Annotated in this window: 27 protein-coding genes; 16 read left to right on the top strand and 11 right to left on the bottom strand. The window is 72.1% G+C overall.

Features of this window, described 5'->3' with window-relative positions; all coding sequences use genetic code 11:
• Positions 1-60: 60 nt before the first annotated feature.
• The gene (locus ACZ7L0_RS21315; RefSeq protein ID WP_471244057.1) at positions 61-969 is read left to right on the top strand and encodes a GNAT family N-acetyltransferase; all 909 of its coding nucleotides are present in this window, start codon (positions 61-63) and stop codon (positions 967-969) included.
• A gap of 314 nt (positions 970-1,283) precedes the next feature.
• Here the strand turns inward: ACZ7L0_RS21315 and ACZ7L0_RS21320 are convergent, their stop codons facing one another.
• The gene (locus tag ACZ7L0_RS21320) at positions 1,284-1,676 is read right to left on the bottom strand and encodes a VOC family protein (protein WP_471244058.1); all 393 of its coding nucleotides are present in this window, start codon (positions 1,674-1,676) and stop codon (positions 1,284-1,286) included.
• Between the two features lie 71 nt (positions 1,677-1,747).
• Between ACZ7L0_RS21320 and ACZ7L0_RS21325 the strand changes: the two genes are divergently transcribed.
• A complete protein-coding gene (locus ACZ7L0_RS21325) occupies positions 1,748-2,287 on the top strand; it encodes a GNAT family N-acetyltransferase (protein ID WP_471244059.1) in 540 nt (179 codons plus the stop codon).
• A gap of 3 nt (positions 2,288-2,290) precedes the next feature.
• Here the strand turns inward: ACZ7L0_RS21325 and ACZ7L0_RS21330 are convergent, their stop codons facing one another.
• Positions 2,291-2,974, bottom strand: a complete 684-nt coding sequence (locus ACZ7L0_RS21330) for a glycerophosphodiester phosphodiesterase (protein WP_471244060.1) — start codon at positions 2,972-2,974, stop codon at positions 2,291-2,293.
• A gap of 418 nt (positions 2,975-3,392) precedes the next feature.
• Between ACZ7L0_RS21330 and ACZ7L0_RS21335 the strand changes: the two genes are divergently transcribed.
• The 5 genes from ACZ7L0_RS21335 to ACZ7L0_RS21355 all read left to right on the top strand — a co-directional run bounded on the left by ACZ7L0_RS21335 (position 3,393) and on the right by ACZ7L0_RS21355 (position 8,035).
• The gene (locus ACZ7L0_RS21335; protein ID WP_471244061.1) at positions 3,393-4,790 is read left to right on the top strand and encodes a DUF6421 family protein; all 1,398 of its coding nucleotides are present in this window, start codon (positions 3,393-3,395) and stop codon (positions 4,788-4,790) included.
• Between the two features lie 47 nt (positions 4,791-4,837).
• Positions 4,838-5,590, top strand: coding sequence for an SDR family NAD(P)-dependent oxidoreductase (locus ACZ7L0_RS21340; RefSeq protein WP_471244062.1), 753 nt, complete (start codon positions 4,838-4,840; stop codon positions 5,588-5,590).
• Positions 5,587-6,657: a threonine aldolase family protein gene (locus ACZ7L0_RS21345; RefSeq protein WP_471244063.1), complete on the top strand. Its 1,071-nt coding sequence runs from the start codon at positions 5,587-5,589 to the stop codon at positions 6,655-6,657. The genes ACZ7L0_RS21340 and ACZ7L0_RS21345 overlap by 4 nt, the downstream gene beginning before the upstream one ends.
• A gap of 78 nt (positions 6,658-6,735) precedes the next feature.
• The gene (locus tag ACZ7L0_RS21350) at positions 6,736-7,308 is read left to right on the top strand and encodes a transglutaminase domain-containing protein (protein ID WP_471244064.1); all 573 of its coding nucleotides are present in this window, start codon (positions 6,736-6,738) and stop codon (positions 7,306-7,308) included.
• Positions 7,309-7,318: 10 nt separating this feature from the next.
• A complete protein-coding gene (locus ACZ7L0_RS21355) occupies positions 7,319-8,035 on the top strand; it encodes a B3/B4 domain-containing protein (protein ID WP_471244065.1) in 717 nt (238 codons plus the stop codon).
• Between the two features lie 96 nt (positions 8,036-8,131).
• On the opposite strand, the gene ACZ7L0_RS21360 is transcribed toward ACZ7L0_RS21355, so the two are convergent.
• Together ACZ7L0_RS21360 and ACZ7L0_RS21365 are read right to left on the bottom strand one after the other, a co-directional pair.
• Positions 8,132-8,860, bottom strand: a complete 729-nt coding sequence (locus ACZ7L0_RS21360; protein WP_471244066.1) for a lysophospholipid acyltransferase family protein — start codon at positions 8,858-8,860, stop codon at positions 8,132-8,134.
• Positions 8,861-9,047: 187 nt separating this feature from the next.
• On the bottom strand, positions 9,048-9,464 hold the full coding sequence (locus ACZ7L0_RS21365) for a DUF4395 domain-containing protein (RefSeq protein WP_471244067.1): 417 nt from the start codon (positions 9,462-9,464) through the stop codon (positions 9,048-9,050).
• Positions 9,465-9,539: 75 nt separating this feature from the next.
• Between ACZ7L0_RS21365 and ACZ7L0_RS21370 the strand changes: the two genes are divergently transcribed.
• From ACZ7L0_RS21370 to ACZ7L0_RS21385, 4 genes are all read left to right on the top strand, one after another.
• Complete coding sequence (locus tag ACZ7L0_RS21370; protein ID WP_471244316.1) at positions 9,540-9,953, top strand: TlpA family protein disulfide reductase; 414 nt, start codon at positions 9,540-9,542, stop codon at positions 9,951-9,953.
• A 208-nt stretch (positions 9,954-10,161) separates the two neighbouring features.
• Positions 10,162-10,671, top strand: coding sequence for a flavin reductase family protein (locus ACZ7L0_RS21375; protein WP_471244068.1), 510 nt, complete (start codon positions 10,162-10,164; stop codon positions 10,669-10,671).
• 218 nt (positions 10,672-10,889) lie between these two features.
• Positions 10,890-11,675 (top strand): electron transfer flavoprotein subunit beta/FixA family protein, encoded by a 786-nt coding sequence (locus tag ACZ7L0_RS21380; protein WP_471244069.1) that lies wholly within the window; start codon positions 10,890-10,892, stop codon positions 11,673-11,675.
• Positions 11,676-11,727: 52 nt separating this feature from the next.
• Entirely contained in the window at positions 11,728-12,690 is a 963-nt protein-coding gene (locus tag ACZ7L0_RS21385) for an electron transfer flavoprotein subunit alpha/FixB family protein (protein WP_471244070.1), read from the top strand.
• 59 nt (positions 12,691-12,749) lie between these two features.
• Here ACZ7L0_RS21385 and ACZ7L0_RS21390 read toward each other — a convergent pair whose 3' ends face one another.
• Positions 12,750-13,640 carry an endonuclease/exonuclease/phosphatase family protein gene (locus tag ACZ7L0_RS21390; protein ID WP_471244071.1) on the bottom strand — a complete coding sequence of 297 codons (891 nt, stop codon included), beginning with the start codon at positions 13,638-13,640 and terminating at the stop codon, positions 12,750-12,752.
• A 190-nt stretch (positions 13,641-13,830) separates the two neighbouring features.
• Here ACZ7L0_RS21390 and ACZ7L0_RS21395 point away from each other — a divergent pair, with 190 nt between their 5' ends.
• The gene (locus tag ACZ7L0_RS21395) at positions 13,831-15,111 is read left to right on the top strand and encodes a DUF6986 family protein (protein ID WP_471244072.1); all 1,281 of its coding nucleotides are present in this window, start codon (positions 13,831-13,833) and stop codon (positions 15,109-15,111) included.
• An 8-nt stretch (positions 15,112-15,119) separates the two neighbouring features.
• Here the strand turns inward: ACZ7L0_RS21395 and ACZ7L0_RS21400 are convergent, their stop codons facing one another.
• Together ACZ7L0_RS21400 and ACZ7L0_RS21405 are read right to left on the bottom strand one after the other, a co-directional pair.
• Complete coding sequence (locus ACZ7L0_RS21400) at positions 15,120-15,875, bottom strand: hypothetical protein (protein ID WP_471244073.1); 756 nt, start codon at positions 15,873-15,875, stop codon at positions 15,120-15,122.
• Positions 15,876-15,882: 7 nt separating this feature from the next.
• The gene (locus ACZ7L0_RS21405; protein ID WP_471244074.1) at positions 15,883-16,989 is read right to left on the bottom strand and encodes a LacI family DNA-binding transcriptional regulator; all 1,107 of its coding nucleotides are present in this window, start codon (positions 16,987-16,989) and stop codon (positions 15,883-15,885) included.
• A gap of 145 nt (positions 16,990-17,134) precedes the next feature.
• Here ACZ7L0_RS21405 and ACZ7L0_RS21410 point away from each other — a divergent pair, with 145 nt between their 5' ends.
• Positions 17,135-18,088: an ROK family protein gene (locus ACZ7L0_RS21410; RefSeq protein WP_471244075.1), complete on the top strand. Its 954-nt coding sequence runs from the start codon at positions 17,135-17,137 to the stop codon at positions 18,086-18,088.
• Between the two features lie 61 nt (positions 18,089-18,149).
• Here the strand turns inward: ACZ7L0_RS21410 and ACZ7L0_RS21415 are convergent, their stop codons facing one another.
• Complete coding sequence (locus ACZ7L0_RS21415; RefSeq protein ID WP_471244076.1) at positions 18,150-18,503, bottom strand: hypothetical protein; 354 nt, start codon at positions 18,501-18,503, stop codon at positions 18,150-18,152.
• A 234-nt stretch (positions 18,504-18,737) separates the two neighbouring features.
• Here ACZ7L0_RS21415 and ACZ7L0_RS21420 point away from each other — a divergent pair, with 234 nt between their 5' ends.
• Positions 18,738-19,778, top strand: coding sequence for an NUDIX hydrolase (locus ACZ7L0_RS21420; protein ID WP_471244077.1), 1,041 nt, complete (start codon positions 18,738-18,740; stop codon positions 19,776-19,778).
• Positions 19,779-20,404: 626 nt separating this feature from the next.
• On the opposite strand, the gene ACZ7L0_RS21425 is transcribed toward ACZ7L0_RS21420, so the two are convergent.
• The gene (locus ACZ7L0_RS21425; protein ID WP_471244078.1) at positions 20,405-21,127 is read right to left on the bottom strand and encodes an MBL fold metallo-hydrolase; all 723 of its coding nucleotides are present in this window, start codon (positions 21,125-21,127) and stop codon (positions 20,405-20,407) included.
• A gap of 62 nt (positions 21,128-21,189) precedes the next feature.
• A complete protein-coding gene (locus ACZ7L0_RS21430) occupies positions 21,190-22,545 on the bottom strand; it encodes a M20/M25/M40 family metallo-hydrolase (RefSeq protein ID WP_471244079.1) in 1,356 nt (451 codons plus the stop codon).
• A 129-nt stretch (positions 22,546-22,674) separates the two neighbouring features.
• Here ACZ7L0_RS21430 and ACZ7L0_RS21435 point away from each other — a divergent pair, with 129 nt between their 5' ends.
• Positions 22,675-23,913, top strand: a complete 1,239-nt coding sequence (locus ACZ7L0_RS21435) for a geranylgeranyl reductase family protein (RefSeq protein WP_471244080.1) — start codon at positions 22,675-22,677, stop codon at positions 23,911-23,913.
• On the opposite strand, the gene ACZ7L0_RS21440 is transcribed toward ACZ7L0_RS21435, so the two are convergent.
• On the bottom strand, positions 23,903-24,364 hold the full coding sequence (locus tag ACZ7L0_RS21440; RefSeq protein ID WP_471244081.1) for a nitroreductase family deazaflavin-dependent oxidoreductase: 462 nt from the start codon (positions 24,362-24,364) through the stop codon (positions 23,903-23,905). The two genes, ACZ7L0_RS21435 and ACZ7L0_RS21440, sit on opposite strands and share 11 nt — an antisense overlap.
• Before the next feature lie 128 nt (positions 24,365-24,492).
• Between ACZ7L0_RS21440 and ACZ7L0_RS21445 the strand changes: the two genes are divergently transcribed.
• On the top strand, positions 24,493-25,179 hold the full coding sequence (locus tag ACZ7L0_RS21445) for a TetR/AcrR family transcriptional regulator (protein ID WP_471244082.1): 687 nt from the start codon (positions 24,493-24,495) through the stop codon (positions 25,177-25,179).
• Positions 25,180-25,197 lie beyond the last annotated feature (18 nt).

A 25,197-nucleotide genomic window follows, 5' to 3' on the forward strand; every position in this document is an offset into this window, starting at 1 on the left:
CTCGTGCCCGTACCGCATCGCATGGCGGCCTCCCCTCACCCTTCCGACCGGAGGTCACGCATGCCCCAGGTACGCCCCTTCCACCGCGACGACCGCGACCAGTTGACGGAGTTGGTCAACGCGCACGTCGCCGCCGTCGTCCCCGGTGTCTCGGTCTCCGTGAACACCGTGCTCAGCGGCCTGGAGCGACAGCCGGAGGAGTTCGTCACGGACCCATGGGTGGGGGAGCGGGTCACGCTCGTCGCCGAGAGCCACGGTCACGTGGCCGCCGCCGCCCATCTCCTGCGCTACCGCGCCGACGCCGAGGTCGGCGAAGACCACCGAGACGCGGGCGAGATCGCCTGGTTCCTCTGGCATCCGCCCGCCTCCTTCCGGCCGCACACCGACCAGGCCGCCGACCTGCTCATGGCCGCCTGCCTCGCCCAACTCGCCCGCTGGCGCGTCCGGGTCCGCCACGCCTCGGGCGACCTGCCCGCCCCCGCCGTCTACGGCCTGCCCCGCAACTGGCCGCACGTACGGGCCGTCTACGAGCGCGCCGGGTTCCGGCACACCGGGCACACCGAGGTGATCCTCCTCGCGCCGGTGTCCGAGCTGCCCCGGCCGGAGCCCCGCCCCGGGATCACCGTCGAGCGCACGCTCGGGGAGTGCGGGACCCGCCTCACCGCGTACGCGGAGGGACACCCCGTCGGCTTCATCGAGGTCGACACCTCCCTCGCCCGCCCCGAACGCCACGCCCGCGCCGCCGGCCTCGCCGACATCGGCAACCTCCACATCGACCCCGCACACCACGGAGTCGGCTGGGAGCACCAGCTCCTGGCCCACGCCGCCGACTGGCTGCGCCTCTCCGGCGCCGACCGCCTCCTCGCCTACGAACACGCCGACGACACCACCCCACTCCACACACTGCGCACCGCGGGCTTCACCGAACTGACCCGAACCGACCGGGGCTGGCAGCACCGGCCACGTTGACGGCGCCGGGGCCCTGCCGCCGCGCAGGCCGCGAGCGGGGCCCTCGGCACGGCCCCGGACCGCCGGGCTCGGCCCGCGCCGGGGCCACCACCGCCCGTCGCCGCCCCCGGATGGTTCCGGTCGGTCCGGCCTGCCGGGCACCGGGCCCCGAGGCGGAGCCCACATGCGTGGGTTTACCTGAGCCGAGATGGTCGGCCGCATTGACGGTGCCGGAAGCCCTGCCGTCGTTCAGCCCACCGGTGCGGCGGCCCCGGCACGGTCCACGAACCGCCCGGCTCCGCTCGCGCCGGGGCCACCGCCCGTATCGGCGCCCGTCAGATCCCGGGCCGGTACCGCAGTGGATGTTCGTCGGGGATCTGCACCAGCACGATCGGGACGCCGTCCGGATCCGCGATCCACATCTCGACCAGTCCCCAGGGCTCGCGCACCGGTGGCCGGACGATCTCGACCCCCTTCGCGAGCAGTTCCTCGTGGGCCGCGGTCACGTCGGCGACCTGGAGCCACAGCCGCACGGACGGGGACGGCGGGGTCGGGGAGCGTCCGGAGACCTCCAGGAAGCCGCCGCCGAGGAAGTAGACGGTCCCCCGCTCCGGCCCCGTACCGAACTCGCGGTAGACGGCGAGTCCGAGCCGCTCGCCGTAGAAGGCCCGGGAGCGCTCGGGGTCGGTCGGGCGCAGAAGTGTCCGGCTGCTGAGTACGTGCACCATGCATCCGGAGAGTAGTGCCAGGGTTAGTCTCGTTCCTGCCCTGCCGCGCCAGAGATCGGAGACGTACACCCATGGACACCGCCGCTGCCGGACTGATCTTCCGCGATGCCACCGACGCCGACGTGGACGCGCTGGTCGCACTGATCGAGTCGGCGTACCGGGGAGACTCCAGCCGGGCGGGGTGGACCACCGAGGCGGACATCCTCGAGGGGCAGCGGACGGATCCGGAGGGGGTGCTGGCGGTCATAAAGTCGCCGGACAGCCGCCTGCTGACGGTGGAGCGCGACGGCCGGGTGGTCGCCTGCTGCCAGCTCGAACACCGCGGCGACCACGCCTACTTCGGCATGTTCGCGGTCAGCCCCGCGCTGCAGGGCGCGGGCCTGGGCAGGGTGATCATCGCGGAGGCGGAGCGGCAGGCCCGCGCGACCTGGGGCGTCACGGAGATGCACATGACGGTGATCTCCGTACGCGACGACCTGATCTCCTGGTACGAGCGCCGCGGCTACCGCCGTACGGGACGGATGACCCCGTTCCCGTACGGCGACGAGCGCTTCGGCATCCCGCAGCGCGACGACCTGCAGTTCGAGCTGCTGGTCAAGCCGCTCGCCTGATCGTCACGCCGTGAAGCGGCCGGTGCGCTTGATCTCGGGATAGTCGGTGGTCGCGCCGTCCAGACCGAGGGCGCGCACCAGCCGCAGATGGTCCTGGGTGTTGACCACCCAGCCGATGATCCTGAGGTCCGCCTCGCGGGCGAGTTCGACGACCTCCAGGGTGAGCCGGCGGATGTTGAGGCAGACGGTCGCGGCACCGGCAGCCACGGCCCGCTCCACCACGTCGGTGCCGTAGCGGCTGGCGATCAGCGCCGTGCGGACTCCGGGCACCAGACGGGCGATCTCGGAGATCGCCTCGTCGTGGAAGGAGGACACCTCCACCCGCGAGACCAGGTCCCGCTTGTGCATCACCTCGGCCAGCGCCCGCGCCGCGGCCACGTCCTTGATCTCGGCCTGCAGCGGCGTCTTCACGGCGTCCAGGACCTCCTCGAAGACCGGTACCCGCTCGCCCTGGCCCGCGTCCAGGGTGCGCAGCTCGGCGAGGGTCTTCTCGGCGATCGGGCCCGCGCCGTCGGTCGTGCGGTCCACGTCCGCGTCGTGCATGACGACCAGGGCGCCGTCCTTGCTCAGGTGCAGATCGAGTTCGATCAGGTCGAGGCCGGCCTGCTGGGCGGCGACGAAGGAACGAAGGGTGTTCTCGGGCTCGACACCCATGACCCCGCGGTGACCGATGGTAAGGAAGTTCAAGGTTCAACTCGCTTCCGTCGACGGCGGCTCGGCACGCGCGCGGACCGGAGGGACGTCGCTGTCCACGCGGCAGGCTCGCAGCCTAATGGCCTGGTCCCGGGTTGAACCCGCACGTACACGGGGGATCGGGGAGACGACCGAGGCGTACCGGGCCCGTACCCTTCGCGGCGGTCACCCGGGCGTGGGCGAGTCCTCCGGTGATTGACCGGCTGGATCCGGTCGGTCCCGGCTTCTACCCCGGTACGGCGTCGTCATGCCTCCGGCTGTAGCGGAAGTGTGCGTCCGTCGCATGTCCGGCAGGAAAAAGAGCGGTGACCAAGGGGGTGACGCAGGATAATTTCCGGAGCCTCCTCTTGCTGGGAGAAACCCCGTATGCGTACGGTGTCCTTACGCGAGCTTCTCCCGTGGAGGATGGGACATGACGGAAATTCTTGTGCAGGTGGGTGTGGAGGGGCAGATTCCTCCCGCGACCAGGGTGGTTGAGCACCCTGGGTGGCCCGTGCTCAAGGATGCCGTGGAGCAGATCCGGCCATGGCAGTCCAAGGACGGATCGATCGATTTCGACGCCGTCGGCGCCCCGGATCCGGCCGAGGCCGAGCTCGCCGTGCGCCGTGTGATCGACGCCGTCACCGAGCTGTCCCCGCTGCTCCCGCACGACGCCGCCTACCACGAGGCCCTCGTGACGGACCTGCGCCGCTGGGCCGACGGCGGCTTCGGGGTGCCGGACTTCCTGGACTCGCTGCTGGCCTTCCAGCCCGCCGCGCACCGCACGGACGGCCTGCAGCACCTGGTCGTCTTCCCGATGTACACGCAGAACGGCAACCCCGACCGCAACCTCGAGGCGGTCGTGCTGCGCATGGTCTGGCCGGACTGGCTGGCCGAGCTGGAGCGCACCCGCTACGACAACCCGCTGTTCTGCGGCATCAAGTTCGAGGACTTCACGTCCGGGTACGACACCAACTCCGCCGTCCTCTTCCCCGAGACGATCGCCGTGCGCGAGGCGCCGGAACGATTCTCCTGGGGCGGCATCTTCTGCGACCGCGAGGCCGCCCGCTTCCGCCGGGTGACCGACGCCGCCGTGGGCATCCTGGGCCTGGAGCTGCCCGAGGACATCGCCGCGATGGTCCACGACCAGAAGCGCTGCGAGGAGGCCTTCGTGCTGTGGGACATGGTCCACGACCGCACCCACAGCCACGGCGACCTGCCCTTCGACCCGTTCATGATCAAGCAGCGCCAGCCGTTCTGGATGTACGGCCTGGAGGAGCTGCGCTGCGACCTCACCGCCTTCAAGGAGGCCGTGAAGCTGCAGGCGGACGGCGTCCCGCAGGCCCGTGACGTGCAGTACGCGGTGCTGTTCGACCGGATGTTCCGCTTCCCGGTCACCGGTGAGCGCGTCCGCAACTACGACGGCCTCGGCGGCCAGCTGCTCTTCGCCTACCTGCACAAGCACGACGTGGTCCGCTGGACCGACAACAAGCTCTCCATCGACTGGGAGCGCGCCCCGCAGGTCACCAACCAGCTGTGCGCCGAGATCGAGCAGCTGTACAAGGACGGCATCGACCGCCCGAAGCTCGTGCACTGGTTCGCCGGGTACGGGCTGGTCTCCACCTACCTCGCCCCGCACCCCGGATCGAAGTGGGCCAAGGGCCCCGACGCCCTCGACCTGACCCAGCCGCCGCGCAAACTCGTCGATGACGTGCTTCCGGACGAGTTTCCGCTGAGCATGTTCTATGAGGCCCTGTCCAAGAAGCTGAAGAACGTGATCGCCTCCACCAAGGGCATCACCGCGGACGGCGCCGAGCGGATCGCCGCGTGAGCGGGCGCACCACCGACACAGCGAACACTGCTCAGCAGGAGGCGAAGATGGGGAACGGGAACGGGCCACTGAGCGGTGCGGTGATCGCGGTGGCCGGCGCGGGCGGACCCGCCGGCCGGGCGACGCTGCTCCGGCTCGCCGAGGCGGGAGCGACCGTCGTCGGGGCGGACAACGACCCGGAGCGGCTCTCGGAGGCCGTGGACGCGGCCCGGTACGCCTCCGGTGGCGCCACCGTCACCGGGGACACGGTCGACCTGCTCGACCTGCAGTCCACCCGCGACTGGGCCACCCACGTCGAGAAGGACTTCGGCCGCGTCGACGGCCTCGTCCACCTCGTCGGCGGCTGGCGCGGCAGCGAGACCTTCACCAAGACCAGCCTCGACGACTGGGACTTCCTGGAGCTGCTGCTCGTCAAGACCGTGCAGCACACCACCCTCGCCTTCCACGAGGCGCTGCAGCGCAGCGAGCGCGGCCGGTACCTGCTGATCAGCGCCGCGGGCGCGAGCAAGCCCACCGCGGGCAACGCCGCCTACGCCGCGGCCAAGGCCGCCGCCGAGGCCTGGACGCTGGCCCTCGCCGACTACTTCCGCAAGGCCGGGGGCCCCGAGGGGCCGACGTCGGCGGCTGCCATCCTGGTGGTGAAGGCGCTGGTGCACGACGCGATGCGCGCCGAACGCCCCAACGCGAAGTTCGCGGGCTTCACCGATGTCAAGGACCTGGCCGAGGCCATCACCGGAGTCTGGAGCAAGCCCGCCGCCGAAGTGAACGGAAACCGTCTGTGGCTGACCGAGAAGCCGTGAACCCTCCCAGGACCGACGCCCGTCGCCACCACGACCCGCAGGTCCGCGGTTTCGCCAGCGACAACTACGCGGGGGTCCACCCCGAGATACTCGCCGCCATAACCCTGGCCAACGGCGGCCACCAGGTCGCGTACGGCGAGGACGACTACACCGAGCACCTCCAGCGGATCATCCGCAGCCACTTCGGTGCCACGGCGGAGGCGTTCCCGGTGTTCAACGGCACCGGCGCGAACGTCGTCGCGCTCCAGGCGGTCACCGACCGCTGGGGCGCTGTGATCTGCGCCGAGAGCGCCCACATCCACGTCGACGAGGGTGGCGCCCCCGAGCGCATGGGCGGCCTCAAACTGCTCACGGTGCCCACCCCGGACGGCAAGCTGACCCCCGAGCTGATCGACCGGCAGGCGTTCGGCTGGGAGGACGAGCACCGGGCCATGCCGCAGGTCGTGTCGCTCGCCCAGAGCACCGAACTGGGCACCGTCTACACGCCCGACGAGATCCGCGCGATCTGCGAGCACGCCCATGCCCGCGGCATGAAGGTGCACGTGGACGGGTCCCGGCTGGCCAACGCCGCCGCGTCCCTGAACGTCCCGATGCGGACGTTCACCAACGCGGTCGGCGTCGACATCCTGTCGCTGGGCGGGACGAAGAACGGCGCGCTGTTCGGCGAGGCGGTCGTGGTCATCAACCAGGACGCCGTCAGCCACATGAAGCACATCCGCAAGATGTCCATGCAACTCGCCTCCAAGATGCGCTTCGTGTCGGTGCAGTTCGAGGCACTGCTCGCCAGGGACCTGTGGCTGCGCAATGCCCGCCACGCCAACGAGATGGCCGAGCGGCTGGCGGAGGGCGTGCGGGCGGTGCACGGGGTGGAGCTCCTCTATCCCGTCCAGGCCAACGGGGTCTTCGCCCGGCTCCCGCACGACGTGAGCGAGCGCCTGCAGAAGCGGTTCCGGTTCTACTTCTGGGACGAGGCCGCGGGCGTCGTGCGCTGGATGTGCTCCTTCGACACCACCGAGGACGACGTGGACGCGTTCGTGGCGGCGGTCAAGGAGGAGATGGCGCGCTAGGCGCTGCTCTTGCATAAGTATGCGGTCGCCCGAAAAGTCATTGACTGTCGGGTGATCGCATTCCTATGCTCTGCGGGCATGGAGCTGATCCAGGAAAACCCTGACCTGTCCGCGTATTTGGCCGCCGACGAGGCCATCGACCACCATCACCCGCGCGTCCGGGAGACGGCCGCACGTCTGGCGAGGGACGCCGAGGACTCGTATTCCTATGCGCGCCTGGCGTTCGAGTTCGTGCGCGACACCATCCCGCACTCACAGGACTCCGGCGACCCGCGGGTCACCTGGCGCGCCTCGGACGTGCTGGAGCGCGGCACGGGCATCTGCTATGCCAAGGCCCACGCGCTGGCCGCGCTGCTGCGGGCCGAGGACATCCCCACCGCGCTCTGCTACCAGAAGTTCGAGGTGGTGCACGGGCTGGTCGCCGTGCGCTTCAACGGTGCCTGGCACCGGCAGGACCCGCGCGGCAACAAGCCGGGTGTGGACGCCCAGTTCTCCCTGGACGGCGAGTGGCTGGCCTTCGAGCCGGACCCGGAGTCCAATGAGATGGACTACCCGGAGCTGTACGCTGAACCCCATCCGGTCGTGCTCGCTGCCCTGAAGGCCGCGCCCGACCGGGCGTTCCTGTGGAAGACGCTCCCCACCGCACTCTGAGGCGAGACAGATGACTCTCACGCTCACCGTGTCCGACGAGGTACGCGCCCTCGCGCCCGGCTTCACCCACGTCGCCGTCGAAGCGTCCGGCCTCGCGGGCGGACCGAGCACGGAGGCCGGTTCGGCGCTCCTGGACGACGCGGCCCGCCGGCTCGCCGTACGCCTGGACGGGCGCGCCCCGCACGAGGACCCGCACATGGCCGCCTGGCGCGAGGTGTACACGGCGTTCGGCTCCAAGCCGTCGCGCACCCGCAACTCGGCCGAGGCGCTGGCCAGGAGGGCGCTGTCCGACGCCGGTCTGCCCCGGATCAACCTGCTCGTCGACCTCTACAACGCCGTCAGCGTCGCCCACCTGATCCCGGTGGGCGGTGAGGACCTCGACCGCGTCGAGGGCGGGATGCGTCTGGTGCGCGCCACGGGCGAGGAGGACTTCGTGACCGTCGCCGGGGGTGAGGAGAGCGTCGAACACCCCGACCCGGGCGAGGTGGTGTGGCGCGACGACGCGGGGGTGACCTGCCGCCGCTGGAACTGGCGCCAGGGCCCGCGCACCCGGCTCACCGAGGCGACGGCCTCCGGCGTCTTCCTGCTGGAGAGCCTCGCCCCGATGCCGGTCGCCGAGGTGGAGGCGGCGGGCGCCGAACTCGCCGAACTGCTGGAGAAGTTCAGCCCCGGCGCGCGGATCACCCTCCACCCCGCTGTCTCGGCACGCACTCTGCCGCAGGAGTGATCGGCGGCGATCACCGCACCGGCGACGGCCACCGCCGTACCACTGCTCGGCCGGAGCCGTGTCGTCGCGCCGCCCGCACTGGCACGCCCTCGGGCTCTAGTGCGCCTCCGCCGCCCGCAGTTGCTCCTGTGTCGGGGCCGTGCCGCCCAGGTGGGCCGGGAGCCACCAGGTGTCCTCGGGGCCCTTGGGGCGGGCGGGGTAGGCGCGCTGGGCCGCGTCGAGGAGCTCCTGGACGCGTTCGCGCAGCTTGCGGGTGATCGCGCCCGCGTACAGGTCGCGGGAGGCCTCGATGGCTTCGCCGACGCGGATGGTGACCGGGGTGTGGCTGCGCTTGAAGTTGCGCGGGTGACCCTTGGTCCACAGTCGCTGGGTGCCCCACACCGCCATCGGGACGAGCGGGACGCCCGCCTCCTGGGCCAGGCGCGCGGCACCGGACTTGAAGCTCTTCAGCGTGAAGGACTGCGAGATCGTGGCCTCCGGGAAGACCCCGATGACCTCACCGGACCTCAGCGAGTCCAGGGCGTGCGCGTACGCCGCCTCGCCCTGGTTGCGGTCGACCGGGATGTGCTTCATCCCGCGCATCAGCGGACCGGAGATCTTGTGGCGGAACACGGCCTCTTTCGCCATGAACCGCACCAGCCGCTTCTGCGGAAGCGCCGCCAGGCCGTTGAAGATGAAGTCCAGATAGCTGATGTGATTGCTCACCAGCACGGCGCCGCCCGAGCGCGGGATGTTCTCCGACCCCTTGCAGTCGATCTTGAGGTCCCACGCCTTGAACAGGGTCAGGGCGAGGCCGACGACGGGGCGGTAGACCAGTTCTGCCATGGGCGGGGTGGGCCCTTTCTGCTCTGCCTGGGAAAGGGGGCTCCCGGCGGGAGGTTACGCAGCCGTAGGTTTACGGCGTCTCGCAGATCGTGCCCGAAGAACGGTCGGGTAGCCAGTCCTGGTGCCCCGCGGCGGCGAGATTCTCGTCACGTCGGCCTATGATCCACCTCGGTCTTTTAAGTCCCCTTTACTGCGCACGTACCGTCATCCGACGGACGAGCAGGAACATCTCGCAGCCCAGGCAGTACCCGAACGCCGCGTTCAGGAAGGCGGCGGCGAGCGCCGCGCCGGTGGCCGCGAGCCCCAGCCACTGCGGCCCGAGCGCGTACCCGACGAGCCCGAGGCCCGCGAAGACCAGCCCTACCGCCTGGGCGAACCGCGGCGGCTCGGGCGCCTCGAACTCGGTCGGCGGGCCGATCCGGGGGCGTACGGCCTTCCGGAACACCCACCCGTACGGCGACCGGCCCACACCCCCGGCCGCGCCCAGCGCGAACGCCAGGGTCTGCCAGGCCAGCAGCCACCCGCTCCCGGTGACCAGCACCGCCGCCAGTACGACCGCCGTCACGGCCGCCCCGAAGCGCGGCCCCCTCACGTCAATGTCCATGAATCAAGCATTCCGCAACGGAAACTCCTCAGGGAGGCGGGAATCCTTGCAGTCTCATGAATGCTTGTGCAGATGATGACCGGAGTGGTGGTGTGCGTGGCGGTGCTCGCTGTGGCGGGCGCCTACGGAGTGCTGCAGCGGCGGCGGAGCGGGAGAGTACGGGTGCGCGGGCGGGACGACGGCAAGCGGCTCGGGCCGGCGGAGCTGGGCGGGGAACTCGGCGAGCGGGCCACGCTCGTGCAGTTCTCCAGCGCCTTCTGCGCGCCCTGCCGGGCGACCCGGCGGGTCCTCGGCGAGGTCGCCGGTATGGTCCCCGGCGTCGCCCACGTCGAGATCGACGCCGAGGCCCACCTCGACCTCGTACGCGAACTCGCGATCCTCAAGACCCCCACCGTGCTGGTCCTCGACGCGGAGGGGCGGGTGGTGCGGCGCGCCACCGGCCAGCCGCGCAAGTCCGACGTGATCGCGGCACTCGGAGAGGCGGTGTGACGGCCGTGCCCATGACGGCGAGGCAGCTTCCAGATCCCGGACCGTACTTGACTGCGCGCACCACGTATCGTCAGCCTGACCGTATGCCTGAGGAACTCCTTCTCGTCGGACGGGCGCACGTCGACCTGGCCCGCACCGCGAGCGCGCGCTGTCCGGGCTGTTGAGCAGCGACGGACCGGCTTCTCGTCTCTCCCAGAAGGACAACTCCGTGACGGCCACGCCCGATCTCGCCACCTACCAGCTCGCCTCCCCCGACCTCCTGCGCTCCGTCTTCCGGCGGCATGCCGCGGGCGTCGCGGTGATCACCGCCCGCGGTGACGCCGGCCCGGTCGGCTTCACCGCCACCTCCCTCTCCTCCGTCTCCGCCGACCCTCCGCTTCTCTCCTTCGGCATCAGCACCGGCGCCTCCAGCTGGCCGGCGATATCGGAGGCCGAACACGTCGGCGTCCACATACTCGGCGAGCACCAGCGGGAGCTGGCCGCCACCTTCGCCCGCAGCGGCGCCGACCGGTTCGGCGCGCCCACGGCCTGGCGTGAGGGCCCGGAAGGCGTACCGGTGCTGGACGAGGTGCTGGCCTGGCTGGTCTGCCGGGTGATCGGGCGGGTCCCGGCCGGGGACCACCGCATCGTGCTCGCCGAAGTCGTCCTCGGCGACCCCACCGGGGCCGGGCGCCCGCTCCTCTACCACCAGGGCCGCTTCAACGGTCTGCGGGATTGATCACGCGGCGGCTCTCCTGCGGAGCCGTCGGATTCCGGTTACGCTGCGTTGCGAAGGTCACAGTTCAAAGCGCTTGCTTAGCGGGAACGAACTGGGTGTACTGACGAGTAATATTTCGATCGGAGCGCGCGGCCGCCCCGACCGGGATCGGCCGCTTCAGGCGCCTATGCTGCCTGCAAGAGGCAGCCCAGAAATGACGATGCAGTAGGAGAGCCGGCGTGAGCTTGAGGATCGTTGTCACTGTGAAGTACGTGCCCGACGCCACTGGCGACCGGCACTTCGCCGATGACCTGACCGTCGACCGGGACGACGTCGACGGTCTGCTCTCCGAGCTGGACGAGTACGCGGTCGAGCAGGCCCTGCAGATCGCCGAGGACGCCGACGACGCCGAGGTCACCGTGCTGACGGTGGGCCCGGAGGACGCCAAGGACGCGCTGCGCAAGGCGCTGTCCATGGGCGCCGACAAGGCGATCCACGTCGAGGACGACGACCTGCACGGCACCGACGCCATCGGCACCTCCCTGGTACTGGCCAAGGCCATCGAGAAGGCCGGCTACGACCTGGTGATCTCCGGCATGGCCTCCACCGACGGCACCATGGGCGTCGTACCCGCCCTGGTGGCCGAGCGCCTGGGTGTCCCGCAGGTCACCCTCCTGTCCGAGGTCTCGGTCGAGGACGGCACGGTCAAGGGCCGCCGCGACGGCGACGCCGCCAGCGAGCAGCTCGAGGCGCAGCTCCCGGCCGTCGTCTCGGTCACCGACCAGTCGGGCGAGGCGCGCTACCCGTCCTTCAAGGGCATCATGGCCGCCAAGAAGAAGCCGGTGGAGTCCTGGGACCTCTCCGACCTCGACATCGAGGCCGAGGAGGTCGGTCTCGACGGCGCCTTCACCAAGGTCGAGGCCGTGGCCGAGCGTCCCGCGCGCACGGCCGGCACGATCGTCAAGGACGAGGGCGAGGGCGGCAAGCAGCTCGCTGAGTTCCTCGCGGGCCAGAAGTTCATCTGAGCCCAGCAGTCGCTGACCGCCCCTCAACTTCGTTTCGCAGGAGAGCAATCCCATGGCTGAAGTCCTCGTCTACGTCGACCACGTGGACGGCGCCGTCCGCAAGCCCACCCTGGAGCTGCTGACCCTGGCCCGCCGCGTCGGCGAGCCGGTCGCCGTCGCGCTCGGCAACGGCGCCGCCGACACCGCCGCCACGCTCGCCGAGCACGGCGCGGTGAAGGTCCTCACCCACGAGGCGTCCGAGTACGCCGACTACCTGGTCGTCCCGAAGGTGGACGCCCTGCAGGCCGCCGTCGAGGCCGTCTCCCCGGCCGCCGTGCTGGTCCCGTCCTCCGCCGAGGGCAAGGAGATCGCCGCCCGTCTGGCGCTGCGCATCGGCTCCGGCATCATCACCGACGCCGTCGACCTGGAGGCCGGCGACGAGGGCCCGGTGGCCACTCAGTCGGTGTTCGCCGCGTCCTTCACCACCAAGTCCCGTGTCATCAAGGGCACCCCGGTCATCACGGTCAAGCCGAACTCGGCCGCCGTCGAGGCCGCCCCGGCCGCCGGTGCGGTCGAGGCCCTGTCGGTGTCCTTCTCCGACAAGGCGACCGGCACCAAGGTCACCGGCCGTACGCCGCGTGAGTCGACGGGCCGCCCGGAGCTGACCGAGGCCGCGATCGTGGTCTCCGGTGGCCGCGGTGTCAACGGCGCGGAGAACTTCTCGATCATCGAGGCGCTCGCCGACTCCCTCGGCGCGGCCGTCGGCGCCTCGCGTGCCGCGGTGGACGCGGGCTGGTACCCGCACACCAACCAGGTCGGCCAGACCGGCAAGTCGGTCTCGCCGCAGCTGTACATCGCCTCCGGCATCTCCGGCGCCATCCAGCACCGCGCCGGTATGCAGACCTCGAAGACGATCGTGGCGATCAACAAGGACGCCGAGGCCCCGATCTTCGACCTGGTCGACTACGGCGTGGTCGGCGACCTGTTCGACGTCGTCCCGCAGCTGACCGAGGAGATCAAGACCCGCAAGGGCTGACCCTCCCCGCATCCGTTCGAGGCCCCCGTGACCGCTCCGCCGGTCACGGGGGCCTCGGCTCATCCCAGGGTCACGGACGCCTGGACGGGAAGGTGGTCGCTGGGGAACCGGCCGTCGCGCGAGAAGGTGTTGACCGACGCCCGGTGTGCCGTGACGCCCCTGGCCAGGATCCAGTCGATGCGGTCGCCGTCCGGAACGAGTGCCTTGTAGCCGTGGAAGGTCCCGTAGAGCTTGCCGCGCTCGGCGGCCGAGTCCCAGGTGTCGGCGAGTCCGGCGCCGAGCAGAGTGTCGTGTACCGGGTTCTTGTGGGCGGCCGAGTTGAAGTCGCCGGTCACGAGCAGGGGTAAGGACCGGTCCAGCCCCGCGAGGTGCCGCGTGACGAGCGTCGCGGCACGCTCGCGTGCGTACTGGCTCGCGTGGTCCAGGTGGGTGTTGAGGACGTGGAACTCGCGGCCGCCCGCACGGCGGTCGCGGAAGCGGACCCAGGTGGCGATGCGGGGCAGGGCGGCGCCCCAGGTGTTCGAGCCGATCGTCTTCGGTGTGTCGGAGAGCCAGAAGGTGTCGTGCTCGTCCGGAGCCAGGCGCCGGGCGTCGTAGAAGACCGCCACGGACTCGTCGTGGCTGCCGCCCTCGCGGCCGGTGCCGATCCATTCGTAGTGCGGTCCGAGGTCGGCGGCGATGTCGCGCAGCTGTGGGTAGAGGCCCTCCTGGGTGCCGATGACATGGGGCGCCTCGCGGCGCAACAGCTCGCGCATCACTGGGCGGCGGGCCGCCCAGCTGTTGGGCTCGGCGGTGCTCGCGAAGCGCAGATTGAACGTCATGACGTCCAGCCGCGGGCTGTCCGGCTTGGCGGCGGACGCCGACACCGTGGCGGCCAGCGGCAGGGTGAGCGTGGCGGCCAGCGCCGTTCTCAGGCCCGTGCGACGCGTCACTCTGTGGGTCTCCGACATGTGAATCCCTCCCGAGGGGTCAGGATGAGGGTGTGAACCGGAGGATGAAAGAGGGCGTTGAGGTTCTCGGCAGCGCGAGTGAACCCGGTGGATCACGCTGTGGACGGGGTGTTGACCCGCGAGAAGCCGTCCGGATAACTTCGTTCTACGGATTGTTGATTCCGTACAGCGGAAAGTCGGAGGGCGTGGGATGGGTCAGGGCCGACAGGAGCAGGTGGCGACAACCCTCGCGGGCGCCGTCAGCGAGGAGATCAGCGCCTCCCTCGCACCGGTCGACGCCGAACTGGAGCGCCGCTACCCCGGAGACCCCGGCACCCGCCAGCCCGTCCACACCGTGTACGTCCCCGGCGACCTCTTCGCCGCCGACACCGTCCGCGACTGGGGCGACCGGGCCCTCGCGGCTCTCGACGAACACGCCCCGGACGCCGCCTCCTTCGCCGCAGTCCTCGGGCTGAGCGAGGAACTCGCCGCCCCCGTCCACGACCGCGTCCGCGCCAAGCTGGAGCGCGAGCCCGTGGAAGACCTCCGCGTCGACTTCGAGGACGGTTACGGCTCCCGCCCGGACGCTGAGGAGGACGAGGCGGCGGCCCGCGCGGCCCGGCTGATCGCCGAGGCGTACGAGAAGGGGACCGCGGCGCCGTACATGGGCATCCGTATGAAGTGCATGGAGGCCGCGGTGCGCGACCGGGGCATCCGCACCCTCGACATCTTCCTCACCGGCCTGATGGAAGCCGGCGGCCTGCCCGACGGGCTTGTGCTGACCCTGCCGAAGGTGACCTACCCCGAGCAGGTCACCGCCATGGTCCGGCTGCTCGAGGCGTTCGAGAAGGCGCGCGGCCTGGAGCCCGGCCGGATCGGCTTCGAGATCCAGATCGAGACCAGCCAGTCCATCCTGGCCACCGACGGCACCGCGACCGTCGCCCGGATGATCCAGGCCGCCGAGGGCCGCGCCACCGGACTGCACTACGGCACCTTCGACTACAGCGCCTGCCTCGGCGTCTCGGCCGCCCACCAGGCCAGCGACCACCCGGCCGCCGACCACGCCAAGGCGATCATGCAGGTCGCGGCGGCGGGCACCGGCGTACGCCTCTCGGACGGCTCGACGAACGTCCTCCCGGTCGGCCCCACCGAAAAGGTCCACGACGCCTGGCGCCTGCACTACGGCCTCACCCGCCGCGCCCTGGCCCGTGCCTACTACCAGGGCTGGGACATGCACCCCGGTCACCTCCCCACCCGCTACGCGGCCGTCTTCGCCTTCTACCGCGAAGGCTTCGAGCAGGCGGCGGCCCGGCTCGCCCGGTACGCCGACCGGGCCGGCGGCGACGTCATGGACGAGCCCGCCACCGCCAAGGCCCTCAGCGGCTATCTGCTGCGCGGCCTGGACTGCGGCGCCCTCGACCTCGCCGAGGTGGCCCGCCCGACCGGGCTGACCCGGTCCGACCTGGAGGGCTTCGCGGCGCCGCGCCGGTAGCGCGTACGTCAGCGGGGGCCGCCTCCGGGGACGTACCGTTCGAGTCCGGACGGCGTCACCCACTTGCGCTCGGCGAACAGCCGCGTGCCCCGCGCGCACAGCTGGGGGTCGGCCCGCGCCCGCGCGCTGAACTGCTCGGGCGTGACACCGAACAGTTCACGCAACTCGGCCGATCCCACCAGGAGTTCGGTGAGCAGCGCCCGCTGCCCCGGATGCCCGCGGGGCGCACCCGTGCCGTCGTGCAGGACACCGTGCCGGTTGACGTAGGCGTACGCGCCGGGCAGCGTCGAGCCGTCCGGCAGTTCGACGCGCACGTCCGGCGCGGGCAGCCAGGCGCGGTGGTAGTTGCCGTGCGGCAGGGGCACGCCCTCACTGGCGTCGATCACGGCCAGCTGCCGCGCGTCCAACCAGATGACGAACAGCTCCCGTGACGTGCGCGGTGCGCCGACGGGGGAGGCGGAGACGTAGCCCATGCGGCTGACGTGCGCGGAGACGCCCACGTCGAGTCCGGTCACCCGCGCCTTCACCATCGGCAGGGCGGTGCCGACACCGAACTCCGCCAGCTTGTGCCGCAGTTGCCCGGGGCAGGCGTTGGAGCCGATCGCCACGACCGGCGTCCGGTCCTCGTACACCAGGCGGTCCAGCGGCAGCATCCGGTCTCCGTGCAGCAGCCCGGAGTCGGCGGGCCAGGCGCCCGGATAGCTCAGCGGATGGTCGCGCGGCGCCTCGGCGAGACCGAGTTCCTCCAGGGTGAGGCCCGCCATCCGCCGCTCAGTCCGCCGGCGGCAGCTCGCCCGAGCCGCGGGTGATCAGCCGGGTCGGCAGCTCGATGCGCTCCGGGGTGACGAGGGTGCCGTCCAGCTGGCCGAAGAGACGTTCGGCGGCGGTACGGCCCAGGGCGGCGGAATCCTGGGCGACGACCGTGATACCCGGCTGGAGCAGGTCGGCGAGCTCGAAGTCGTCGAAGCCGACCAGGGCGACCCGGCGGGACTGTTCGGCCAGGACGCGGATCACGGTCACCGTCACCCGGTTGTTGCCCGCGAAGACGGCGGTGACGGGGGAGGGGCCGGTGAGCATCTCCTCGGCGGCCCGGCGGACCCGCCGCGGATCGGTGGCGCCCAGGGACATCCAGGGCTCCGCCACGGGTATCCCCGCGTCCTCCATGGCCGCCCGATAGCCGCGCAGCCGCTCGGCCGCGGTGTGGATGCGGGGCATGTCGCCGATGAACCCGATCCGGCGGTGGCCGTGGGCGATGAGGTGGGCGACGCCGTCCCGGGCGCCGCCGAAGTTGTCGGACAGCACGACGTCGGCGTCGATCCGGCCGGCCGGGCGGTCCACGAAGACGGTCGCCACGCCCGCCCTGATCTCCGGCTCCAGATACCGGTGGTCGTCCCCGGCCGGGATGACCACCAGCCCGTCCACACGCCGCGCGCACAGCGCCAGCGCCAGTTCCTGCTCACGCTCCGGGTCCTCCGCGCTGGAGCCGTTGATCAGCAGCGCGCCGTGGGTCCGCGCCACCTCCTCCACCGCGCGGCTGAGCGGGCCGTAGAACGGGTCGGCGAGGTCCTCCAGGACCAGGCCTATGCTGGCCGTGCGGCCCTTGCGCAGCACCCGGGCGCTGTCGTTGCGGCGGAAGCCCAGCGCGTCGATGGCCTCCTGGACACGGCGTTCCGTGTCGGGGGTGACCCCGGGCTCGCCGTTGACCACACGGGAGACCGTCTTCAGGCCGACACCGGCCCGTGCCGCCACGTCCTTCATGGTCGGACGGTTGCCGTAGCGGGTCCCGGAGAGGCTGTCTCCACGGCGGATGGTCTCGGGCACGATGCGCTGTCCTGTCCTGTCGTCCCTGTGGTCCACGGGGGTGGTGCGTCGGTCCATGGGGTTGTATGAGGATGTGGCGTCGAGCATAGAGCCTGGACAACGTTGTCAGCTGCGGGGGAGACTGTCCACCGCAATCCACGGCCCGCGCCCCCACCGCGACCGGCCGGCCCTTTCCCGCACGGCTGACGGAGATCCGACACTCATGCACACCGACCTAGTGGCCGCGCTCGACATCGGCGGCACCAAGATCGCCGGAGCGCTGGTGGACGCCCACGGCGCGATCCTGGTCCGAGCGCAGCGCGCGACGCCCGCGCAGGAGGACGGCGAGACCGTCATGCGGGCCGTGGAGGGGGTGCTCGGTGACCTGACGGGGTCGCCCCTGTGGATACGCGCGGGCGCCCTCGGTATCGGCAGCGCGGGGCCCGTGAACGCCTCCACCGGCACGGTGAGCCCGGTGAACGTGCCGGGGTGGCGGGACTTCCCGCTGGTGGAGCGGGTGCGGGCGGTGGGTGGAGACCTGCCCGTGGAGCTGATCGGCGACGGCGTGGCGATCACCGCCGCCGAGCACTGGCAGGGCGCCGCCCGGGGCCACGACAACGCGCTGTGCATGGTGGTCTCCACGGGCGTCGGCGGCGGCCTGGTCCTGAACGGGCGGCTGCATCCCGGCCCGACCGGGAACGCGGGCCACATCGGCCACATCAGCGTCGACCTCGACGGCGACGCGTGCCCGTGCGGTTCGCGCGGCTGCGTGGAGCGCATCGCGAGCGGTCCGAACATCGCCCGGCGCGCGTTCGAGAACGGCTGGCGGCCCGGTCCGGACGGCGACACCTCCGCCGCCGCGGTCGCCGCCGCCGCCCGCGCCGGTGACCCGGTCGCCGTGGCCTCCTTCGAACGTGCCGCGCAGGCCCTGGCGGCCGGGATCGCGGCGACCGCGAACCTCGTCGAGATCGATGTCGCGGTGATCGGCGGAGGCGTGGGCAAGGCGGGCGACATCCTCTTCGCGCCGCTGCGCGAGGCGCTCGCCGACTACGCCACGCTGTCCTTCGTCCGGCGGCTGACCGTGACCCCCGCGCAGATGGGCACGGACGCCGGGCTGGTGGGCGCCGCCGCGGCGGCGCTGGCCCGGAGGCCCGACCCGACCGCGGCGGGCGTCTGACGCCGGGCCAGGCCTCGGCGGGATCCTTCATCTGCGCGGCGGCCCCGGGTGGGACCCTGGATCACCGGAACTCGTGGACCACCTGGATCGTGCCGACGAGGTGGGCGTTGAACTCGTCCAGCTCCCCGGCGGGCACCCAGAGCTCCAGGATGGTCTCGCCGCCCGCCTGCCGGACCGGATACCGGCTCACGAACTCGGAGTCGACCTCGAAGCGGGTCACGAAACCGGCGCCGTCGTGCTTGACGTTCCAGTCGCGGGCGATCCTGATCGCGTAGTCCTCGTTCAGGACCGGATAGAAGATCGGCTGCTCGGGCAGCCGGGGCGGCCAGGCCCGCCAGTCCAGCTCGCGGACCAGATCCAGCTCCTTGGGGCCGGTGGGGCGCCACAGGGTGGTCGTCGGTCGCGTGCCGCTCATGGGAGTCGCTTTCGTCTCGTGGCCCGCGCCGGTTCCGGCAGGCCGTGGCCTCGGACGATACCGGCGGCGCGAGCACCCTTGCGAACCGTTTCCGCCGCGCCCTCCGGGGCCGCCGCGGGACCCCTGAGCGCCCTCCTGGCCGACGCCGTGGGCACGCCCTCTACTGGGCGTGGTTTCCGTGGCAGTGTGGAGCGGGCAAGCCACAGGGGGCCAACAGAAGAGGGGGAACTGTCCGTGATCGTCTGGATCAACGGCGCGTTCGGTGCGGGGAAGACCACGACCGCACGGGAACTGATCGAACTGATCCCGAACAGCACGCTCTTCGACCCCGAGGTCATCGGCGGAGCACTCAAGTACCTGCTCCCGCCCAAGCGCCTCACCGAGGTCGGCGACTTCCAGGACCTGCCGATCTGGCGACGGCTCGTGATCGACACCGCGGCCGCGATGCTCGCCGAGCTCGGCGGGACCCTCGTGGTTCCCATGACCCTGCTGCGTCAGGAGTACCGCGACGAGATCTTCGGCGGCCTCGCCGCCCGCCGCATCACCGTCAGGCACGTCCTCCTCGCTCCGGCCGAAACGATCCTGCGTGCGCGCATAGCCGGGCGGGAGGTCCCCCCGGACCTCCCCGACGGCGAGTTGCGGGTGCGGCAGTGGTCGTACGACCACATCGAGCCCTACCGTGCCGCCCTGGCCTCGTGGCTCACCGCCGACGCCCATCTGGTCGACACCAGCCGCCTCACCCCGTACGAGACGGCCGTCCGGCTGGCCGAGGCCGTCGGCAGCGGGGACGTGCCGGTCCGCGACATCGTGCAGACCCCGGAGCCCACCGCCGAGACCCTCGCCGCCGGGGTGCTGCTGTTCGACGAGCGGGACCGGGTGCTGCTGGTCGACCCCACCTACAAGGCCGGCTGGGAGTTCCCCGGCGGAGTCGTCGAACCCGGCGAGGCACCCGCCCGGGCCGGTATGCGCGAGGTCACCGAGGAGACCGGGATACGGCTGGACGACGTGCCGCGGCTGCTCGTCGTGGACTGGGAGCGGCCCGCACCCCCCGGCTACGGCGGACTGCGGTTCCTCTTCGACGGCGGACGGCTCGACTCCGCCCGCACCGGCCGGCTCCTGCTGCCGGGTCCCGAGCTGCGCGACTGGCGCTTCGTCACCGAGCAGGAGGCCGCCGACATGCTGCCGCCCGTCCGCTACGAGCGGCTGCGGTGGGCCCTGCGGGCGCGCGAGCGCGGGGCGGCGCTCTATCTGGAGGCGGGCGTACCCGTCGGCTGAGGCCGGTCGGCTCCCCTCGTCCGGGTAGGAGGTCGTCACGGCGAGCGGCGCGTGGTGCTCGACCGGTGCGGCGGCGGCCCGGGGGATCCTCTCGGGCCGCGTGCGGTCGTGGTCGGTTTGTCCGGCAAGGGCTGGGGCGGGTCGGGCAGGAGCCGCCGGTGGTGCGGCGGCGGGGCGCCCGAGGGCGCCCGGCCCGCGCCTGAGGCCGGTCGGCTCCCACCCGGCGGATGAAACGGCGCGGCCCGACTCCTCGTCCGGGTACGGGTCGTCATGGTGAGCGGCGCATGGTGCTCGACCGGCGCGGCGGCGGCCCGGGGGATCCTCTCGGGGCGCGCGTGGTCGTGGTCGGTTTGTCCGGCAAGGGCTGGGGCGGGTCGGGCAGGAGCCGCCAGTGGTGCGGCGGCGGGGCACCTGGGAGGCGCCCGGCCCGCGCCCAGTCCGTCGTCGGCGCCCCGTTTCACGGGCACCGGCGCCACCGGCGGTGATCCGTACGGCTCCGCAGCCGATGCCGTTGCCGAGGCGGACGCCCGCCGCGAGCCGCTCGAAGGGCTCTGCGGCGCCGAGCAGGCGGAGGGAGGCGGAGGTGCCGCCCCTGGGCCGCGAGGCGTGCGGGGGTGGATGTGCCGTCAGGATCGGCGCGGGGTGCCGTAGCCGTCCGCCGCTTTCCGCAGGACGGCCGACGCCTGCTCGGTCACCGGGTCGCCGTGGCCGAAGCAGGCCACGTCCGCGTCGAGGTCGGCCAGCCGGTGGAAGGAGGCGACGGCCTGGGCCCGGTCGAGGTTGAACACGCCGAGGATCACCGTCCCGGTGCCCGGAGCCGCGGCCACCGCGTCGCCGGTGAACAGCACGCGGGCCTCGGGCAGATGGACGGCGACGCTGCCGTGGGTGTGACCCGGGGCGTGGACGATCCGGGCGCCGCCGCCGAAGTCGAGCACGTCGCCGTCGGCGAGTTCGGTGACGTGCTCCGGCCGGACGGGCTCGCCCCGCGGCAGGTGCCGTACGGCCTCCGCGTGGATCGGCCGTTCCCAGTCCTCCAACACCGGTGGCGGGCCGGGGACTTCACCGCGGACGGCCGGCGCGTCCAGGCGGTGCGCCAGCACCTCGGCACCGGTCAGCGCCGCGAACTCGCCCGCCCCGCCCGCGTGGTCCTCGTGGAAGTGCGTCAGCACGATCCGCCGAACGGCCGACGGGGCCCGTCCCAGGGCCGTGACCGCGTCGGCGATCGCCCTGCCGGAGCCGGCCAACCCGGCGTCGATCAGTGTCAACTCGTCGCCGTCGCGCCAGAGATAGGCCTGGCCGACCGGGAAGCGCAGCAGATGGAGGCGCGGGAGGAGCTCTATGACGTCCATGCGCCGACCGTAGGCAGGGCCCCTGTCGGTGGACGAGGGCCTTCTGCCGTGGGCAGAGCGGTTCAGCCCGCCGCGTACCCGCGCAGGAAGTGCGCCTCCGCCACGGCCAGCCGCTCCAACTCCTCGGGGGAGACACTCTCGTTGACGGCGTGGATCTGCGCCTCCGGCTCGCTCAGCCCGATGAGCAGGATCTCCGCGCGGGGGTAGAGGGCCGCGAGGGTGTTGCACAGCGGGATGGAGCCGCCCTGTCCGGCGTACTGCATCTCCTGGCCCGGGTAGGCGACCGCCATCGCGTCGGCCATCGCCTGGTACGCCGGGCTGGTGGTGTCGGCGCGGAACGCCTGACCCTGGCCGACCTGCTCGACGCCCACCCGCGCGCCCCACGGCGTGTGCGCCTCCAGATGGGCCTGGAGCAGCTTGCCAGCCTCGGCCGCGTCGACGCCCGGCGGCACCCGCAGGCTGATCAGGGCGCGGGCGCTCGCCTGCACGGACGGGGTGGCGCCGACGACCGGCGGGCAGTCGATGCCGAGCACGGTGACCGCCGGGCGGGCCCAGATGCGGTCGGCGACCGTGCCGTCGCCGATCAGCCCCACCCCGTCGAGCACCTTGGCGTCGGCGCGGAACTGCTCCTCGTCGTACTGCAGACCCTCCCAGCCGGTCTCGGGGTCGAGCCCGTCGACGGTGGTCGAGCCGTCCTCGGCGCGCAGCGAGTCCAGGACGCGGATCAGCGCGGCCAGCGCGTCCGGGGCGGCGCCGCCGAACTGGCCCGAGTGCAGATTGCCCTCGAGGGTGTCGATCCGCACGCGGACCAGGGTCATACCGCGCAGGGTGGTGGTCACGGTCGGCAGGCCGACGCGGAAGTTGCCCGCGTCGCCGATCACGATGGTGTCGGCGGCCAGCAGCTCGGGGTGCTGCTCGGCGTACCGCTCCAAGCCGCCCGTGCCCTGCTCCTCGGAGCCCTCGGCGATCACCTTGACGTGCACCGGGACGCCGCCGTTCGCCTTCAACGCACGCAGCGCCAGCAGGTGCATGATCAGGCCGCCCTTGCAGTCGGCGGCCCCGCGGCCGTACCAGCGGCCGTCGCGCTCGGTCAGTTCGAAGGGCGGGGTGGTCCAGGCAGCCTCGTCCAGCGGCGGCTGCACGTCGTAGTGGGCGTAGAGCAGGACCGTTTTGGCACCCTCCGGGCCCGGCAGGTACCCGTACACCGACTGGGTGCCGTCCGGGGTGTCCAGCAGTGCCACGTCCTCGAAGCCCTCGGCCCGCAGCGCGTCGGCCACCCAGTTCGCGGCGCCCTCGCTCTCGCTCCTGGGGAACTGGTCGAAGTCCGCGACCGACCTGAAGGCCACCAGCTCGGTGAGCTCCGCCCTCGCCCTGGGCATCAGGGCGGCGACGGTCTCGGCGAGCGGATTCGACGACATGGGCACGCTCCTTGTGGGTGCGACGTTGTACCGGTGAGGCCGATCCTCCCACAGTGGCCTGCGGCGACGTCCGCCGTAGGATGCGGAGGACAGGTGCGGCAGACGGCTTGATCGGAGCAGCGGACCATCGTGAGCGGCGAGAACTCTTCGGCGGACGACGTGCAGCGGGTGTGGGACGTCGTCGTGGTGGGCGCGGGACCCGCGGGGGCCTCGGCCGCCTACGCGGCGGCGGTCGCGGGACGGCGCGTACTGCTCCTGGAGAAGGCGGAGCTGCCCCGCTACAAGACGTGCGGCGGCGGCATCATCGGTCCCTCGCGCGACGCGCTGCCGCCGGGCTTCGAGCTGCCGTTCCGGGACCGGGTGCACGCCGTCACCTTCTCCAGCAACGGGCGCTTCACCCGTACCCGCCGCTCCAAGCAGATGCTGTTCGGCCTCATCAACCGGCCCGAGTTCGACCAGCAGCTGGTCGAGCACGCGCAGAAGGCGGGCGCCGAACTGCGTACGGGCGCCACCGTGTCGCGGGTCGAGCAGCACGGCTCGGCGGTGCCGGACCGCCGTACCGTCGCCGTCGTCCTGCAGGGCGGCGAGACGCTGTTCGCCCGCGCGGTGGTCGGCGCCGACGGCAGCGCCAGCCGCATAGGGGCGCACGTCGGGGTGAAGCTGGAGCAGGTCGACCTCGGCCTGGAGGCGGAGATCCCGGTTCCGGAGACGGTCGCCGAGGACTGGAAGGGCCGGGTCCTGATCGACTGGGGGCCGATGCCCGGCAGTTACGGCTGGGTCTTCCCCAAGGGCGACACACTGACGGTCGGTGTGATCTCGGCGCGTGGCGAAGGCGCCGCCACCAAGCGGTACTTGGAGGACTTCGTCGCCCGGCTCGGGCTGGCGGGCTTCGAGCCCAGCATCTCCTCCGGGCATCTGACGCGCTGCCGTGCCGACGACTCGCCGCTGTCCCGCGGCCGGGTGCTGGTCTGCGGCGACGCGGCCGGGCTGCTGGAGCCGTGGACCCGCGAGGGCATCTCCTTCGCCCTGCGGTCGGGGCGGCTCGCGGGGGAGTGGGCGGTCCGGATCGCCGAGGCGCACGACGCCGTGGACACCCGCCGCCAGGCCCTGAACTACGCCTTCGCGATCAAGGCGGGGCTCGGGGTCGAGATGAGCGTCGGCAAGCGGATGCTGGCCGCGTTCGAGCGCCGGCCCGGCCTGTTCCACGCGGCCCTCACCGGCTTCCGCCCCGCCTGGAAGGCCTTCAAGGACATCACGCAGGGCTCCACGTCCCTGGGCGAGATCGTCCGCGGTCATCCCATGGCCCAGCGCGCCCTGACCGCGATGGACCGGCGGACCGCCGCGCAGGGGGACTCGGTCACTTCCTGACGGTGATCCGGAAGACGGGGTGGTCGGCGGCAGCCGCCGTGATCTCCTCGTCGGAGGACTTGGCCGTGACCCCCTTGAAGTACTGGTTGACCTCCCAGCCCCACTTCTCCAGGTAGGTCCGCAGGACCGGGAGCTTCTCCGCGTCGGGAAGCTCCACCGCGGTGAACTCGCGGACCCTGCGTCCCACGCGCAGTTCCCCGCCGCCGGCCGCGCGCATGTTGCGCACCCACTGCGAGTGCCCGCGGGCGGAGACGAGGTACCGCGCGCCCTCGTAGGTGTGGGGGTTGACGGGGATGCGCTGCATCTGACCGCTCTTGCGGCCCCGCACCGACATCTCCGCGGTGCCGGCCAGGCTCAGGCCGTGCCGGGCCAGCCAGCCGATGACACTGTTGAGGCGGACGGCCATCGGGCTGCCCTTGAGGTAGTACGGCGCGGACGAGGACGACGACATGGTGACCCCCACGGATTGGGAGAGCGGTGCTCTCGCTTGATTCCAGTGTGCGGGAGATGGGTGCTCCAAAGCAAGAGCACCGCTCTCTTTTGTGTGCAGTGCTCTGTCTTCGTGTCACACTGCTGTCCATGAGCACCGCACAGGGCGCCCGCGCGCGGGCCAGGATCGAAGTCACCGCCGCCATCAAGGACGAGGCACGCAGACAGCTCGCCGCCGACGGCGCCGCCAAGCTCTCGCTGCGCGCGGTGGCCCGTGAGCTCGGCATGGTCTCCTCCGCGCTCTACCGCTACTTCCCCAGCCGCGACGACCTGCTGACCGCGCTCATCATCGACGCCTACGACTCCCTCGGGGAGGCCGCCGAGCAGGCCCGCGACGCGGCCTCGGACGCCCCGCCCGCGGCCCGCTGGACGGCCGTCTGCGAAGCGGTGCGCGGCTGGGCGCTGGCCCACCCGCACGAGTACGCGCTGATCTACGGCTCACCGGTCCCCGGCTACTCCGCCCCCGAGACCACCGTCCCCTCCGCCTCCCGCGTCGGCCTCGTCCTCATCGGCATCGTCCGCGACGCCCACCAGGACCCCGGCCTCGCCGGCCTCCCGCTCCCCGCCGAACTGCGCCCCGAGGCCGCCCGCATGGCCGCCGACCTCGCTCCCGGCCTTCCCCCCGAGGCGGCGGTCGCGCTGGTCGCGGCCTGGGCCCAGCTCTTCGGGCTGGTCGGCTTCGAGCTGTTCGGGCAGTTCAACCGGGTGGTGGAGGACCGGGAGACGTTCTTCCGGCATGCGGTGACGGGGCTGGCACACGGGGTGGGGTTGCGTTAGACCCCGTACGGGGACGAG

The organism is Streptomyces sp. NPDC039424 (genome assembly GCF_055639495.1).

Bases quoted from the DNA above. Each gene is read 5' to 3' on its own strand.
- ACZ7L0_RS21315 (WP_471244057.1), top strand. From the start codon at position 61: ATGCCCCAGGTACGCCCCTTCCACCGCGACGACCGCGACCAGTTGACG.
- ACZ7L0_RS21320 (WP_471244058.1), bottom strand. From the start codon at position 1,676: ATGGTGCACGTACTCAGCAGCCGGACACTTCTGCGCCCGACCGACCCC.
- ACZ7L0_RS21325 (WP_471244059.1), top strand. From the start codon at position 1,748: ATGGACACCGCCGCTGCCGGACTGATCTTCCGCGATGCCACCGACGCC.
- ACZ7L0_RS21335 (WP_471244061.1), top strand. From the start codon at position 3,393: ATGACGGAAATTCTTGTGCAGGTGGGTGTGGAGGGGCAGATTCCTCCC.
- ACZ7L0_RS21340 (WP_471244062.1), top strand. From the start codon at position 4,838: ATGGGGAACGGGAACGGGCCACTGAGCGGTGCGGTGATCGCGGTGGCC.
- ACZ7L0_RS21350 (WP_471244064.1), top strand. From the start codon at position 6,736: ATGGAGCTGATCCAGGAAAACCCTGACCTGTCCGCGTATTTGGCCGCC.
- ACZ7L0_RS21355 (WP_471244065.1), top strand. From the start codon at position 7,319: ATGACTCTCACGCTCACCGTGTCCGACGAGGTACGCGCCCTCGCGCCC.
- ACZ7L0_RS21360 (WP_471244066.1), bottom strand. From the start codon at position 8,860: ATGGCAGAACTGGTCTACCGCCCCGTCGTCGGCCTCGCCCTGACCCTG.
- ACZ7L0_RS21365 (WP_471244067.1), bottom strand. From the start codon at position 9,464: ATGGACATTGACGTGAGGGGGCCGCGCTTCGGGGCGGCCGTGACGGCG.
- ACZ7L0_RS21370 (WP_471244316.1), top strand. From the start codon at position 9,540: ATGACCGGAGTGGTGGTGTGCGTGGCGGTGCTCGCTGTGGCGGGCGCC.
- ACZ7L0_RS21385 (WP_471244070.1), top strand. From the start codon at position 11,728: ATGGCTGAAGTCCTCGTCTACGTCGACCACGTGGACGGCGCCGTCCGC.
- ACZ7L0_RS21390 (WP_471244071.1), bottom strand. From the start codon at position 13,640: ATGTCGGAGACCCACAGAGTGACGCGTCGCACGGGCCTGAGAACGGCG.
- ACZ7L0_RS21395 (WP_471244072.1), top strand. From the start codon at position 13,831: ATGGGTCAGGGCCGACAGGAGCAGGTGGCGACAACCCTCGCGGGCGCC.
- ACZ7L0_RS21400 (WP_471244073.1), bottom strand. From the start codon at position 15,875: ATGGCGGGCCTCACCCTGGAGGAACTCGGTCTCGCCGAGGCGCCGCGC.
- ACZ7L0_RS21405 (WP_471244074.1), bottom strand. From the start codon at position 16,989: ATGGACCGACGCACCACCCCCGTGGACCACAGGGACGACAGGACAGGA.
- ACZ7L0_RS21410 (WP_471244075.1), top strand. From the start codon at position 17,135: ATGCACACCGACCTAGTGGCCGCGCTCGACATCGGCGGCACCAAGATC.
- ACZ7L0_RS21415 (WP_471244076.1), bottom strand. From the start codon at position 18,503: ATGAGCGGCACGCGACCGACGACCACCCTGTGGCGCCCCACCGGCCCC.
- ACZ7L0_RS21425 (WP_471244078.1), bottom strand. From the start codon at position 21,127: ATGGACGTCATAGAGCTCCTCCCGCGCCTCCATCTGCTGCGCTTCCCG.
- ACZ7L0_RS21430 (WP_471244079.1), bottom strand. From the start codon at position 22,545: ATGTCGTCGAATCCGCTCGCCGAGACCGTCGCCGCCCTGATGCCCAGG.
- ACZ7L0_RS21440 (WP_471244081.1), bottom strand. From the start codon at position 24,364: ATGTCGTCGTCCTCGTCCGCGCCGTACTACCTCAAGGGCAGCCCGATG.
- ACZ7L0_RS21445 (WP_471244082.1), top strand. From the start codon at position 24,493: ATGAGCACCGCACAGGGCGCCCGCGCGCGGGCCAGGATCGAAGTCACC.